The sequence below is a fragment of the Streptomyces sp. NPDC101393 genome (genome assembly GCF_044767385.1).
Taxonomy (GTDB): domain Bacteria; phylum Actinomycetota; class Actinomycetes; order Streptomycetales; family Streptomycetaceae; genus Streptomyces.
In genome coordinates, this window is the sequence record NZ_JBIWNU010000001.1 from 633,764 (window position 1) to 646,581 (window position 12,818).

General features: G+C 72.4%; 14 protein-coding genes. 8 read left to right on the plus strand and 6 right to left on the minus strand.

The annotated features are described in order from the left end of the window. Positions 1 to 35 precede the first annotated feature (35 nt). Positions 36 to 263: a DUF3107 domain-containing protein gene (locus ACIRQ7_RS02715; protein ID WP_401462719.1), complete on the plus strand. Its 228-nt coding sequence runs from the start codon at positions 36 to 38 to the stop codon at positions 261 to 263. A gap of 277 nt (positions 264 to 540) precedes the next feature. Then, complete coding sequence (locus ACIRQ7_RS02720) at positions 541 to 831, plus strand: hypothetical protein (protein WP_401462717.1); 291 nt, start codon at positions 541 to 543, stop codon at positions 829 to 831. A 71-nt stretch (positions 832 to 902) separates the two neighbouring features. Here ACIRQ7_RS02720 and ACIRQ7_RS02725 read toward each other — a convergent pair whose 3' ends face one another. Next, positions 903 to 1,640, minus strand: a complete 738-nt coding sequence (locus ACIRQ7_RS02725; RefSeq protein WP_401462715.1) for a ferritin-like fold-containing protein — start codon at positions 1,638 to 1,640, stop codon at positions 903 to 905. A gap of 541 nt (positions 1,641 to 2,181) precedes the next feature. Between ACIRQ7_RS02725 and ACIRQ7_RS02730 the strand changes: the two genes are divergently transcribed. The 3 genes from ACIRQ7_RS02730 to ACIRQ7_RS02740 all read left to right on the plus strand — a co-directional run bounded on the left by ACIRQ7_RS02730 (position 2,182) and on the right by ACIRQ7_RS02740 (position 5,828). Beyond that, positions 2,182 to 4,257: a DEAD/DEAH box helicase gene (locus tag ACIRQ7_RS02730; RefSeq protein WP_404259306.1), complete on the plus strand. Its 2,076-nt coding sequence runs from the start codon at positions 2,182 to 2,184 to the stop codon at positions 4,255 to 4,257. 123 nt (positions 4,258 to 4,380) lie between these two features. Further along, positions 4,381 to 5,316 carry an alpha/beta fold hydrolase gene (locus ACIRQ7_RS02735; RefSeq protein WP_404259308.1) on the plus strand — a complete coding sequence of 312 codons (936 nt, stop codon included), beginning with the start codon at positions 4,381 to 4,383 and terminating at the stop codon, positions 5,314 to 5,316. Positions 5,317 to 5,369: 53 nt separating this feature from the next. After that, a complete protein-coding gene (locus ACIRQ7_RS02740) occupies positions 5,370 to 5,828 on the plus strand; it encodes an SRPBCC domain-containing protein (protein WP_404259309.1) in 459 nt (152 codons plus the stop codon). A gap of 42 nt (positions 5,829 to 5,870) precedes the next feature. Here ACIRQ7_RS02740 and ACIRQ7_RS02745 read toward each other — a convergent pair whose 3' ends face one another. Next, entirely contained in the window at positions 5,871 to 6,797 is a 927-nt protein-coding gene (locus ACIRQ7_RS02745; protein WP_404259310.1) for an NYN domain-containing protein, read from the minus strand. Between the two features lie 202 nt (positions 6,798 to 6,999). Here ACIRQ7_RS02745 and ACIRQ7_RS02750 point away from each other — a divergent pair, with 202 nt between their 5' ends. Beyond that, positions 7,000 to 7,152, plus strand: coding sequence for a hypothetical protein (locus tag ACIRQ7_RS02750; RefSeq protein WP_403667003.1), 153 nt, complete (start codon positions 7,000 to 7,002; stop codon positions 7,150 to 7,152). 116 nt (positions 7,153 to 7,268) lie between these two features. On the opposite strand, the gene ACIRQ7_RS02755 is transcribed toward ACIRQ7_RS02750, so the two are convergent. The 4 genes from ACIRQ7_RS02755 to ACIRQ7_RS02770 form a co-directional block, all read right to left on the minus strand. Next, a complete protein-coding gene (locus ACIRQ7_RS02755; protein ID WP_401462703.1) occupies positions 7,269 to 7,874 on the minus strand; it encodes a MarC family protein in 606 nt (201 codons plus the stop codon). Positions 7,875 to 8,067: 193 nt separating this feature from the next. Then, positions 8,068 to 8,922, minus strand: a complete 855-nt coding sequence (locus tag ACIRQ7_RS02760; RefSeq protein ID WP_404259313.1) for a PHP domain-containing protein — start codon at positions 8,920 to 8,922, stop codon at positions 8,068 to 8,070. Positions 8,923 to 9,004: 82 nt separating this feature from the next. Continuing rightward, the gene (locus ACIRQ7_RS02765; protein ID WP_401462699.1) at positions 9,005 to 9,643 is read right to left on the minus strand and encodes a DUF6758 family protein; all 639 of its coding nucleotides are present in this window, start codon (positions 9,641 to 9,643) and stop codon (positions 9,005 to 9,007) included. A gap of 361 nt (positions 9,644 to 10,004) precedes the next feature. Beyond that, a complete protein-coding gene (locus ACIRQ7_RS02770) occupies positions 10,005 to 10,592 on the minus strand; it encodes a suppressor of fused domain protein (RefSeq protein ID WP_404259315.1) in 588 nt (195 codons plus the stop codon). Positions 10,593 to 11,096: 504 nt separating this feature from the next. Between ACIRQ7_RS02770 and ACIRQ7_RS02775 the strand changes: the two genes are divergently transcribed. Further along, on the plus strand, positions 11,097 to 12,209 hold the full coding sequence (locus tag ACIRQ7_RS02775) for a magnesium and cobalt transport protein CorA (protein WP_404259317.1): 1,113 nt from the start codon (positions 11,097 to 11,099) through the stop codon (positions 12,207 to 12,209). Between the two features lie 48 nt (positions 12,210 to 12,257). Next, positions 12,258 to 12,812, plus strand: coding sequence for a hypothetical protein (locus ACIRQ7_RS02780; RefSeq protein WP_404259318.1), 555 nt, complete (start codon positions 12,258 to 12,260; stop codon positions 12,810 to 12,812). The last annotated feature ends 6 nt before the right edge of the window (positions 12,813 to 12,818 follow it).

Consider the following 12,818-nt stretch of genomic DNA (forward strand, 5'->3'; position numbering starts at 1 on the left):
CTGGGGGACCCCAGACCGTCGGAGGGACATAAGCCGTGGAGGTCAAGATCGGCGTGCAGCACGCACCCCGCGAGATCGTTCTGGAGAGCGGGCAGTCTGCCGAAGAGGTCGAAAGCGCGGTGGCTGACGCGCTGGGCGGCAAGTCACCGCTGCTGAGCCTGGTCGACGAACACGGTCGTAAGGTTCTGGTCCCGGCGGACCGGCTGGCTTACGTCGAGATCGGCGAGCAGGCCGCCCGCAAGGTCGGGTTCGGCGCGCTCTGATCAGTGGGGCGCCGCGCGCGGCGCCCGCGGACGAACAGGAGCGGCGGCCCGGAGGTTCTCCTCCGGGGCCGCCGCTCCTGTTTTCCTTTCCGTCGTTTCCCCGCCGTTCGCACGGTGTTGTGACCAGGTTTCCCCCGTACCCCCCATTCGTGTCGTTCCGGCTGCTCTGATCAGGCAAGGGATCGATCGGGCGAGGGTTATCGCAGTGCCCCTTGGGTACGACCGCCTACGACCGATTTGTTCGATGCATCGGCCTCGTCACGCGGGAGGGAACAGCATGATCTGGGAAGCGCTCGGCGCCTTGATCGTCGGATTCGTCATCGCCCTGTGCGCCACACGATGGCTGCCGGACCGCCTCCCCGCCCGCGCCCTGACGCTGGCCACGGGCCCGGTCGCGGCGCTGCTCGGCGCGCTGCTGACCCGCTCGATCCTCGGCCCGGGAAATCCGGTGCAGGTGCTCTTCGCGGCGCTCGCCGTGGGCGTGGCCATGCTCTCGGTCCTGGTCCACCCGCCGCGCCGCAGGCTGCGCGGCCCGGCCGCACCCCTCAAGGGCCACCGCACGGCCTGAGGGACACCACCACGGCGATCGGCCGGCGGCCCCCGCTCGGGGCCGCCGGCCGATCGCTGTGCGGGTACCCGCTACGCCGCGAGTCCGAGCGCGGCCATCCGCTTGGTGTGCGCCTCGGTGATCCGCGAGAACATCCGGCCGACCTCGGCCAGGTCGAAACCGTCGGCCACGCCGCCCACCAGCATCGTGGAGAGCGAATCGCGGTCCGCGACGACCCGCTGCGCCTGCGACAGCGCCTCGCCCATCAGCCGCCGCGCCCACAGCGCGAGCCGCCCGCCGACCCGCGGCTCGGCCTCGATCGCGGCGCGCACCTTCTCGATGGCGAAGGAGGCGTGACCGGTGTCGTCCAGGACAGCCAGCACCAGATCCCGGGTGTCGGAGTCCAGCCGGGCCGCGACCTCCCGGTAGAAGTCACTGGCGATCGAGTCGCCGACGTACGCCTTGACCAGGCCCTCCAGCCAGTCCGACGGCGCGGTCTGGCGGTGGAACTCGTCCAGTGCGGCGGCGAACGGCTCCATCGCCTCGTTGGGCTCCGCCTCGATCTGTGCGAGCCGGTCCCGCAGCCGCTCGAAGTGGTGGAATTCGGCCGAGGCCATTTTGGCCAGTTCGGCCTTGTCGTCCATCGTCGGCGCGAGCTTGGCGTCCTCGGCCAGGCGCTCGAAGGCGGACAGCTCGCCGTACGCGAGCGCGCCGAGGAGGTCGATCACGGCCGCCCGGTAATGCGGGTCGGCGGATGCCTGCGCCCAGTTCTGGGCGGCGATCCCGGTGTGTTCTTGCGCATCAGCAGCGGCGTTGTCAGGCGTCTCCATGACGGGCACAATAGCCCGCTCGGTGCCCCGGCGAAGGCATGGGGAAGGGCCCGCCCGGCACCTCCCCCGTCACCCGTACGCACAGCCGTCGTGAGGGGTGCCGGCAGCGACGCGCCGTAGCGTGACGAATTCCTCACCCAGACAAGTCTTCGGATGCCGCGCCGCATCCGGGGTACAGTGGTATTGGACCCGCCGAGTATCGGTGGGTCGTTCCACGAATGCGGATGCCCGGTCGGTGGCCCGATCGGCTCCAAACCGACCGCCCTCCCCCGCGGCGCGTACGAGATACGCAGCGCAGGTAGGGACACCGCTCGCGGCAGGAGTGCCTGAGCGTTGGCAGTGGTCCCGCGCCATCCGGCTGTATCAGGCCGGCCCCCGTACGAACCCGTACGAAGGTGCGGTACGACCCCCTTCGCCGCCTCACGCCGCGTCTCACAGAAGAGGCAAGATTCTGTCTACGTTCCGAGAGCTCGGGATTCTCCCCGAGACCGCCGAGGCCCTTGAAGCCGTCGGCATCACCTCCCCCTTTCCCATCCAGGAAATGACGCTCCCCGTTGCCCTCTCCGGCAGCGACGTCATCGGCCAGGCCAAGACCGGCACCGGCAAGACCCTGGGCTTCGGTCTGCCGCTCCTGGAGCGCGTCACCGTCCCCGCGGATGTCGAGGCCGGCCGCGCCCGCCCCGATCAGCTCACCGAGGCCCCACAGGCCCTCGTCGTCGTGCCCACCCGCGAGCTGTGCCAGCAGGTCACCAATGACCTGCTCACCGCCGGCAAGGTGCGTAACGTCCGGGTGCTGGCCATCTACGGCGGCCGTGCCTACGAGCCGCAGGTCGAGGCGCTGAAGAAGGGCGTCGACGTCGTCGTCGGCACCCCGGGCCGGCTGCTCGACCTCGCGGGCCAGAAGAAGCTCAACCTCTCCGAGGTCAAGAGCCTGGTCCTGGACGAGGCCGACGAGATGCTCGACCTGGGCTTCCTGCCCGACGTCGAGCGGATCATCCAACTGCTGCCGGTCAAGCGTCAGACGATGCTGTTCTCCGCGACCATGCCGGGACAGGTCATCTCGCTGGCCCGCCGCTACATGTCGCAGCCCACCCACATCCGCGCCGCCGCGCCGGACGACGTGGGCCAGACCGTCGCCAACACCACCCAGCACATCTTCCGCGCGCACTCCATGGACAAGCCGGAGCTGGTCTCCCGCATCCTCCAGGCCGACGGCCGCGGACTCGCGATGGTGTTCTGCCGTACGAAGCGGACCGCCGCCGACATCGCCGACCAGCTCGCCAAGCGCGGTTTCGCGTCCGGCGCGGTGCACGGCGACCTCGGCCAGGGCGCCCGCGAGCAGGCGCTGCGCGCCTTCCGTAACGGCAAGGTCGACGTGCTCGTCTGCACCGACGTCGCCGCCCGCGGCATCGACGTCGAGGGTGTGACGCATGTCATCAACTACCAGTCCCCCGAGGACGAGAAGACCTACCTGCACCGCATCGGCCGTACGGGCCGCGCGGGCGCCAAGGGCACCGCGGTCACGCTCGTCGACTGGGACGACATCCCGCGCTGGAAGCTGATCAACAAGGCGCTGGACCTGCCGTTCGACGAGCCCGAGGAGACGTACTCCACCTCCCCGCACCTCTACGAACTGCTGAAGATCCCGCAGGGCACCAAGGGCGTGCTGCCGCGTGGCGAGCGCACCCGCGCCGGGCTCGCGGCCGAAGAGGTCGAGGACCTGGGCGAGACCGGCGGCCGCGGCCGCGGGCCGCGCAAGCCTGTCGCCGCCGCCGTCGTGGAGGAGGAGCGCCCCCAGCGCACCCGCACCCCGCGCCAGCGCCGCCGCACCCGTGGCGGTACCCCGCTCGAGGACGGCGCGGCCGGCGAGACGTCCGCGCCGAAGGCCACCGAATCGGTGCGCACCGCCGAGGGCGCGGCCGAGCCGCGCCAGCCGCGCCGTCGCCGGCGCACCCGCGGTGCCGCCCAGGGCGCCCCGGCCGCCGTGCAGGCGCCGGAGTCCGACCAGGCCACTCAGGCGGCCGTCGCCGTCTCCGCTCCCGCCGCCGACGCACCGGAGGCCCCGGCCGCCAAGACGCGTCGCCGCCGTACCCGCGCCGCCAAGCCCGAGACCGACCCGGCCGCGCACGCGACCGCGACGGCGGAGGGCGCCGCGGTGGTCGCCGAGGCCGAGGCCGTGACGGAGGCCGCCGAGGCTCCCGCCAAGCCGCGCCGCCGGACCCGCGGCGCCGCGAAGGCCGTGGAGACCGTGGCGGAGGCGGTCGTGGAAACGGTCGAGTCCGCCGTGGAGGCCGCACCGGCCAAGCCGAAGCGGACCCGCAAGGCCGCCGCCGCCAAGCCGGCCGCGGACGCCGCCGTGGACAGCGCCGAGGGCACCGAGGCGGCCGAGGCCGTCAAGCCGAAGCGGACGCGTAAGGCTGCGGCGAAGACCGCGCAGCCGGCCGACGCCGAGGCCGTCGAGGACGCGCCGGCCAAGCCCAAGCGGACCCGCAAGGCCGCCGCCGCCAAGCCGGCCGCGGACGCCGCGGACGCGCCTGCGGCACAGGCCGAGGCGAAGCCGGTGCGACGCCGCAGCCGCGCCAAGGCCGCCACCGCCGAGGCGACGCCCGAGAGCTGACCGCCCGTCCGGTCACCGTGCGATCCGAAGGCCCGGCCCCGCCCAGTGCGGGGACCGGGCCTTCGGCGTGCCCGCGGTGCGTGGGGCGCCGCTGCGCGGGTCCGGCCGGATAGCCTCGGGCGCATGAGCAGGCCGCCCACCCTCACCTTGCCCCCGTGCGCCCGCGCGTACCGACTCAGCACCGAGCGCGGCACGTTCGCCGTCCATGACGCCCGGCCCGACGGCGTACCGATCGGCACGGCCCTCCTCGTGCCGGGATTCACCGGCAGCAAGGAGGACTTCATCGCGCTGCTCGCACCGCTCGCCGCGGCCGGGTTCCGGGTGCTGGCCGTGGACGGGCGCGGGCAGCACGAGTCCCCCGGCCCGCGTGATGAACTCGCTTACGCCCAGCGGGAGTTGGCGCTGGATGTGCTGGCCCAGGCGCGGGCGGTGAGCCGTCCGGGCGAGCCGGTGGACCTGTTGGGGCACTCCCTGGGCGGGCTGGTCACCCGCGCGGCGGTGCTGGCCTCCCCCGACGCGTTCCGGTCCCTCACGGTGCTCAGCTCCGGGCCGGCCGCCATCGATCCGTCCCAGCAGGAGCGGGTACGGATGCTCATCGAGGCGCTCGGCACGCTGGACATGGAGGAGGTCTGGGGGGCGATGCGCGCCCTGGACCCGCCGGAGGCCGCGGACGCCGCCACCCCCGCCGAGATCGGCGCGTTCCTGCACCGCCGCTGGCTCAACACCGTCCCCGAGCAGCTGATCGCCACCGGGCGGCAGATGATCGGGGAGCCCGACCGGGTCGCGGAGCTGGCGGCCGTGCCGCTGCCCAAGCATGTGATCTCCGGCGCCGTGGACTACGCCTGGCCGGTGCCGCTGATGGACCGGATGGCCGAGCGGCTGGGCGCCCGCCGCACCGTCATCGAGGGCGCCGAGCACTCCCCCAATGCCGAGCGCCCGGAGGCGACCGCCGCCGCACTGGCCGGATTCTGGAGCGGTCCGGGCCGCGCGGCGGCCGCCTCGGGAGGACAGGACCGCCCGGCTCGGCGAGCATCGGAGAAGGCCACCGGGTCCCCCTGAGCCCGGCCGGCCGGCGACGCTCCCGGCCACTCCCCGGCACGAAGGACACCGGCATGACGCAGAATCCGCAGACGGCCCACGGCATCGACGTGACCCGCGTCCTGGACGCCCGCCGCGAGCTGGTGTTCCGGGCCTGGACGACGCCCGAGCACTTCGCGTACTGGTTCGGCGGGGAGCTGTCGGTGCCCGTGGACCGGGTGGACATGGACGTCCGGCCCGGCGGCGGCTGGAGCCTGGTGATGGTCACGCCGGGCGGCGACGAACTGCCGTTCTCCGGCGTCTACCGCGAGGTCGCGGCACCGGAGCGGCTGGAATTCACGGTGCGGGACCTGCCCCCGTCCGACGGCACCGAGGGTGACGTCGTCCACGTCACCCTCACCGACCTCGGGGGCCGTACCGAGATGGCCTTCCGGCAGAGCGGCGGCCACCTCACCGCCGAGCAGTACCAGCAGGCCGAGGCGGGCTGGCAGGGCTTCTTCGACCGGCTCACCGAACTGCTGGCACAGGCCTGACCCGCGCCCTCGTGCGGACTGTCCGGTCAGCACACCTGGGCCCTAGTACTGCCCCTGTACGTGGTCCCAGAAGCCGTCCCGCAGCACCCGTCGCAGGTCCGCGTGGCCGCGCAGGGAGTGGCGCAGCAGCCCCTCGGCGGCGGTCAGCAGTTCCTGGTCGACGGTGCCGGGCAGGTAGGGGTGTCCGGGGAGGAGTTCGGCGACCCATTCACGGCCGCGGTCGGCCAGCCACTGGGCGGCCACCCGCGCGCCGACGAAGCGGACCTCCTCGCGGGTGGGCACCGGGCCCTCGGCCGCGGCCGGGTCGGTGAATTCGCCGCCCGCCCGCCGGGAGACGTACGGCTTGCAGAAGTCGAGGTCGAAGGTGCGCTGGCTGTCGACCTCCCACAGCAGCGGTTCGGCCTGGTTGCGGCCGCCGGCCGCCTCGATTCCCCACAGGTGCACCCGCGCGCCGTAGCCCTGCGCGGCCTCCACCGCGGAGACCAGGTCCTCATCGCCGCCGATCAGCACCGCGTCACTGATCGCGCGGTGGCGTGCCAGCGACTCCAGATCGGTGCGGATGAGGGAGTCGACGCCCTTCTGCTGGTTGTTGGCGTTGAGGTTGCCGAGCCTGACCTTCACGTCCGGCAGCTCGGCGATCCGCTGCTGCTCCTGGGTGTGGATGCGGCGGCGTGCGCCGTCGTACCAGTAGACGCGCAGCAGCCGGCTGTCCGGGAAGATCATCCGGGCCTTGTCGATGAACGCCTCGATGATCCCCTCGGCGTCCAGGTCGAACGCCCGGCGGTCCTCCGTGCCGGTGACCAGCCGGCCCGCGGCCGCGTACACATAGCCCGCGTCCACGAAGGCCGCGTGGGTGGACGGGGTGGTGGCGACCTCGGCGAGCACGCGGGTGAGCAGCTCGTTGGTGCGCTCGATGCCGGCCGCCAGCGCGGCAAGGTCTGTGGGGCCCGTGGGCCGGACGTCGTTCATACCCGACCCATTGTCCGGGGGGTCACTCTGCGGGCACAACCGGTTCACTACCTGCGAGTACTTAGACCGTGAAAAATTTTCTTTAGCGTAGGGAATCATTGCAGGAGGCATTTCGTTGTACCCACAGGAACGCCCGGCAGTGCGGCCGGGCGCGCCGACCACAGAGTTCTCCGCAGGAGGATCAGACGAAGGGAGAAGCCGTATGCGCTTCGAAATCATGCGCCTGGACGACGTCGACGGCGCGGCCGTGGACAGCACCGTCGTGGACGCCGCCTCCGTCAACCGGATCGTGCAGCAGGCCGCCTCGATCGGCCAGCGCATCTACATCCGCCCGGCCGACACCGCCGTCCGTTAACGCCTACACCGCCGCCCGATGAACTTGTTCTGTTGAGAACCGCGAAAGCGCCCCCGTACGAACACGTCGTACGGGGGCGCTTTGCCGTCCGGGGCCGCCATGCCCCGGTGCGGGCGTCAGGCGCCCTGGATCACCTGGGTCACGCCGTTGATGATCTGCTGCACGGCGAGCGCGGAGAGCATCATGCCCGCCAGCCGCGTCACCAGCACCACCCCGCCGTCCTTGATCACCCGGATGATCACCAGCGAGAACCGCATCACGAGATAGAGCACCACGTGGATCGCCGCGATCGCCACCCACACCGAGAGCTGCGCGGAGAACCCGTGCGCGTGCTGCACCGCGAGGATGACCGACACGATCGCGCCGGGCCCGGCCAGCAGCGGCATCCCCAGCGGCACCAGCGCCACATTGACGTCCTTGGTCTGGGTCGGCTCCTCGGACTTCCCGGTCAGCAGATCGAGCGCGACCAGCAGGAGCAGCAGACCGCCCGCGATCATCAGCGCGGGCGTGGAGATGTGCAGCCGGCCCAGGATCTGCCGCCCGAAGATGCCGAACACCGCGATGACGCAGAAGGCGACGGTGGCAGCCTGCCAGGCCATCCGGCGCTGCACCTTGGCGGGCCTGCCGGAGGTCAGGGCCAGGAAGATCGGGGTGATCCCCGGCGGGTCCATGATCACGAAAAGGGTGACAAAGAGCGTACTGAAGACAGCGACGTCGAACACGATGATGGCCTTGCGGGAGTGCGAACAGGTGAGCAGGGGGAAAACGGAGCGGGCGCGAGGGCGGCCCGTACGGAGTCGGCCCGGTCCGGGCGGCGACGACCGGAGGGCATACGGCCGCACGGACGGTGCGGACATCAGGTGAGAGCCGCACGGGCGGCTGCCGCCTGCGCGGCGGCCCGCGGGGAGGGGTGGGTCAGCCGCCCGCGCCAGGGACGGGGAAGGCGCCGGTCGCACGGCGCACGATCTCGCCGTAGATCTCGGGGTCGGTGGTGTATTCACCGAGCCGGCAGGTCTTACGGCTGCCGTGGTAGTCGCTGGAGCCGGTGGTCAGCAGCCCGAGGTCGCCGGCCAGCGCCCGCAGCCGGGTGCGGGTCGGCTCGTCGTGGTCCATGTGGTCGACCTCGATGCCGTCGAGCCCGGCCGCGGCCAGTTCGGCGATCGCGCTCTCCGGCACACAGCTGCCGCGCTTGACGGCCTGCGGGTGCGCGAAGACGGCGACCCCGCCCGCGCCCTTGACCAGCCGGATCGCGTCGAACGGGTCGAGTTCGTGCTTGCCGACGTACGCCCGGCCGTCGTTGGCCAGCCACTGCGGGGTGAAGGCGTCGGAGACGGAATCGACGACGCCCAGCTCGACGAGCGCACTCGCGACATGCGGCCGCCCGACGGCGCCGTCCCCGGCGATCCGCGCCACCTGCTCCCAGGTGATGGGCACGCCGAGATCGCGCAGCTTGGCGACCATGCCCTGGGCGCGCGGCACACGGTCGTCCCGGACCAGTTCGCGCTCCCGGGCGAGCTCCGGCTCGTCGGGGTCGAAGAGGTAGGCGAGCAGGTGCAGGCTCACCCCGTCGATCCGGCAGGAGAGCTCCGCGCCGGTCACCAGCGTCAGGCCCCCGGGCAGTGCGGCGCGCGCCTCGGCATGGCCGCCGACGGTGTCGTGATCGGTCAGCGCGACGACGTCCAGACCCGCGGCCGCGGCCCCCCGCACCAGCTCCGCGGGGGTGTCCGTGCCGTCGGAAGCCGTGGAGTGGGTGTGCAGGTCGATACGCACGGCACGGACTCCAGACTGCGGGCGGACGGACGGGGACCTCAGAAGGATACCGGGCACCGGGACCTGCCCCGGCGGGGCGGCCTCAGCCCAGGATGCGCGGGGAGAGCGCGCCGCACGGCAGCAGATCCACCTCGGCGCCCGCCTCCCGCAGATCCGTCAGCACCAGCTCGTCGTACATCAGCAGGCCCGACTGCTCCGGCCAGACGATGGCCCACAGCCACAGACCGCGCGCCTCACCCGCGAAGACCGCGCGGTCACCGGGGGCGTCCGCGACGTGCCACATAGGGGTCGGCCGCCCGGCCGCCAGCACCTTGGCGTGCGGGGGTTTGTTCACGCACATATGGGGCCCGGGGTCGGGTCCGTCGATACCGGCGTAGCGCGCGCCCAGTCCGACGCCCAGCTCCTCGGCGATCAGCAGCAGCTCCCCCGGACCGCCGAGCGGACCGGGCCCCGAGCAGGCCACCGCCGTCGCCCGGCCGCCGCTGCGGTCGTCGCCCGCGCAGGCCACACCGGTGAACAGCCAGCCGACGGGGAGCGGCCAGGGCATCCATACGGGCACCTGCGCGCGGTGAACGACCACGCCGAGCGCCTCCACGCTCGGCGGGACCACCGGCTGCAGTGGGTGCACGGTGCCGTGCACGGTGCACTGCCAGGAGTCGGAGAAGAGACCGGGCGCCCGTACCCGGCCTCCGCACTTCGGGCAACTGGGTTCGCCCCTCATAAGGACCAACGGTCCTCCTGGGGCGCCGCCGCGTCAAGGACGATCACCCGTCCGGTACCCACGACCTCGCCCTCGGGGAGCGGCCCTCCCCCACTCCGCGCCCCGGTATCCGGGGTGGTTGCCGCGTGGATTCCCCAGGCGGCCGCCCGCGGCCATCGGCGCGAGGAACGGCGCCGTCGCCGCCGGGCCCCGGTGCCGCCGCGCCGAGGACAGGAAGCCACGGCACGCCACCGGTGGCCGTGTCCCGCTCTTCGCCACCTGACGCCCCGTCCGCCACCCGCTCGGCCCGCCCCTCCCCACGCAGGGCGGGCAGGCGCCCAGGTGTGTGACGGGTCACCAGGCGCGGTGCCCGGTACGGCACTCAGCCGTCGAGCGGGACACCCTGGCGGAGCGGATCGCGCAGATCCGTGCCCTGCTGGAGCCAGCGCTCCTCCAGAGCCTCGGCGCCGTGCACCCGCTTCCACGCGGCCTCGTTGGGCGTCATCGGCAGCAGCGGCAGAAAGCGGACCGGCTCCAGCGGCTCGTCGAGTGCGAGGTCCTCTACCAGTCCGCCGGGCGCGGCGACCAGGACCGAGGTGAAGGGGGCGCCCGGCCACAGCGGCTCCCCCACGTCCAGTGACGCGCCCGGAGCCACGATCACCCCCTCGACCTGCGGGGATGCGGCGAGGACGGCGAGCGGCCGGAGGACCTTGCCGGTCTCGGCACGGCCGCTCTTCACGGACAGCACCAGCTCGGCGCGCGGACCGCGCAGCGGATCGGCGAGGACGGCGGTGGGGTCGGCCATGGGCTGCGCGGACATCCCGAGCGTGGCGTAGCGGACGACTCCGTCCCCGACGAAACGGAGCACCTCGATGCGGTCGGTCCCGAGGAAGGTGACGGCGGCGCGTGCGTCCGGCTCGCCCAGGGCGCTGTGCAACCGGGCTTCGACCAGCTCAAGAACGTCAGACATGCGGCGAGCATACGGTCGGCCCCTCGCCCGGCGGTCGGCCCCTTGAGGAGCTGCCGCGCGGCGCGCACCGCCATTCGTATCGATGCGGCAAAGCGGCACCGTAACGCTTCAGGTGGCTGATAGCCTTGCCGTCTGGTCAGGGAATGACGTCGTCCCCCAACGGGGACCGGCCGGAGGAGGTGGGGCTGCGGTGGATCCGAGTCGACCGTGCAGTACCGATAGTTCTCCTGTCATCTCCCTCGCGCAGCGAATCTCCTGATCCGAGAGCTTCCGTACCCCGCCGCTCAGCGGCGAAACCCGGGAAGCGCCTTTGCGCCGGATGTAGATGACGGAAGAGCGCCTTCAACTCTTGTTCCGTGTTTTCTGCGAACTGCCGTCAGTCTGACACCGCACGGAGCGCCGCCCGCTTTGCGGACGTACGGCCAGCGTTGCCTCGTACGTCCACGTTCCGGGCAGCGTTGCCCCGCGCCCGCAGCTGACGGCCGGCCCGTGAAGGAGCCTGGCATGTCGATGATCCGCGACCTGCGCGCCGCCGTCCGCCCGTCCCGCCGCCGCGATGACTCCCCGTACACCTACGAAAAGATCAGCCCCGCCGGCGCGAACAGCGCCATCGTCGACTGCGGTGTCTACCGCGAGGGCCGCCGGGTGAGCGAACACGTCAGCCCGGCCGAGGCAATGGCCCGGGTGCGGGAGGACGGCGGCTTCGCCTGGATCGGCCTGCACGAGCCCAGCGAGTCCGAATTCGCCGGTATCGCCGCGGAGTTCGGGCTGCACCCGCTCGCCGTCGAGGACGCGGTGCACGCCCACCAGCGGCCGAAGCTGGAGCGCTACGACGACACCCTCTTCACCGTCTTCAAGACGGTCCACTACGTCGAGCACGCCGAGCTGACCGCGACCAGTGAGGTCGTGGAGACCGGCGAGGTGATGTGCTTCACCGGCCGGGACTTCATCGTGACCGTGCGGCACGGCGGCCAGGGCTCGCTGCGCGCCCTGCGGCACCGCCTGCAGGACGACCCCGAGCTGCTGGGCAAGGGACCGTCGGCCGTGCTGCACGCCATCGCCGACCAGGTCGTCGACGGATACATCGCGGTCGCCGGGGCCGTCCAGGACGACATCGACGAGGTGGAGATCGACGTCTTCAGCTCGGGCACCAACGGCAAGGGTTCGAGCAAGGGCGGCGACGCCGGGCGGATCTACCAACTCAAGCGCGAGGTACTGGAGTTCAAGCGCGCGGTGTCGCCACTGCTGCGGCCGATGCAGCAGCTGAGCGAGCGGCCGATGCGGCTGGTCGACACCGACATCCAGAAGTACTTCCGGGATGTCGCCGACCACCTGGCGCGGGTCAACGAGCAGGTGCTGTCCTTCGACGACCTGCTGAACTCCATCCTCCAGGCGAATCTGGCGCAGGCGACCGTCGCGCAGAACGAGGACATGCGCAAGATCACGTCCTGGGCGGCGATCTTCGCGGTGCCGACGATGATCGCCGGGATCTACGGCATGAACTTCGACTACATGCCGGAGCTGCACTGGAAGTTCAGCTACCCGGCGATGGTGCTGGTGACCGTCACGATCTGCTTCGGCATCCACCGCGGGTTCAAGCGCAACGGCTGGCTCTGACCGCACCACCCCCGGGGCGCCCGCGCCCCGCACATTAGGCTGAGCCGCATGACGGAGACCGTGTCGCAGGCCCTGCAGGATCGGGCGCTCATCGAAGAGGCCACCAAGAAGTCCGGCCTCATCTGGGTGCGGGGCACGACCGGCCCCTCGCGTGCGCTGTGGCACCTCTGGATCGACGGCGCCGCCTGCCTCATCGGGGACGGCGACGGCGAACAACCGCTCGCCGACCTCGGGCTCAGCGACGGCGGCCCGGCGACGGTCACCGTACGCAGCAAGGACAAGGGCGGCCGGCTGGTGGCCTGGGAGGCCTGGGTCAGCGAGCTGGCGCCGGACGGCGAGGCCTGGCGGGCCGCCGTGGACGAACTCAAGGGCAAGCGGCTCAACGCACCGGACGCGGAGACCATCACCCAGCGCTGGGCACGCGAGTGCCGGGTGCTGCGCCTGGAGCCGGCCGGGGCGGACGGGGCGCCTTCCGGGGGCACCGCCCGGACCGCCTTCGGGGACGGCTCGCAGGCCGCGCCGCCGCTGCCGACCTCCGCGATCACCCGGCGGGCGGCCCCGGCCGCGCTGCCGAAGCTGCTGCGCCGGGGCCGCAAGGGCTGACCGGCG

Bases quoted from the DNA above. Each gene is read 5' to 3' on its own strand.
- ACIRQ7_RS02775 (WP_404259317.1), top strand. From the start codon at position 11,097: ATGTCGATGATCCGCGACCTGCGCGCCGCCGTCCGCCCGTCCCGCCGC.
- ACIRQ7_RS02765 (WP_401462699.1), bottom strand. From the start codon at position 9,643: ATGAGGGGCGAACCCAGTTGCCCGAAGTGCGGAGGCCGGGTACGGGCG.
- ACIRQ7_RS02770 (WP_404259315.1), bottom strand. From the start codon at position 10,592: ATGTCTGACGTTCTTGAGCTGGTCGAAGCCCGGTTGCACAGCGCCCTG.
- ACIRQ7_RS02725 (WP_401462715.1), bottom strand. From the start codon at position 1,640: ATGGAGACGCCTGACAACGCCGCTGCTGATGCGCAAGAACACACCGGG.
- ACIRQ7_RS02750 (WP_403667003.1), top strand. From the start codon at position 7,000: ATGCGCTTCGAAATCATGCGCCTGGACGACGTCGACGGCGCGGCCGTG.
- ACIRQ7_RS02745 (WP_404259310.1), bottom strand. From the start codon at position 6,797: ATGAACGACGTCCGGCCCACGGGCCCCACAGACCTTGCCGCGCTGGCG.
- ACIRQ7_RS02720 (WP_401462717.1), top strand. From the start codon at position 541: ATGATCTGGGAAGCGCTCGGCGCCTTGATCGTCGGATTCGTCATCGCC.
- ACIRQ7_RS02735 (WP_404259308.1), top strand. From the start codon at position 4,381: ATGAGCAGGCCGCCCACCCTCACCTTGCCCCCGTGCGCCCGCGCGTAC.
- ACIRQ7_RS02730 (WP_404259306.1), top strand. From the start codon at position 2,182: ATGACGCTCCCCGTTGCCCTCTCCGGCAGCGACGTCATCGGCCAGGCC.
- ACIRQ7_RS02780 (WP_404259318.1), top strand. From the start codon at position 12,258: ATGACGGAGACCGTGTCGCAGGCCCTGCAGGATCGGGCGCTCATCGAA.
- ACIRQ7_RS02740 (WP_404259309.1), top strand. From the start codon at position 5,370: ATGACGCAGAATCCGCAGACGGCCCACGGCATCGACGTGACCCGCGTC.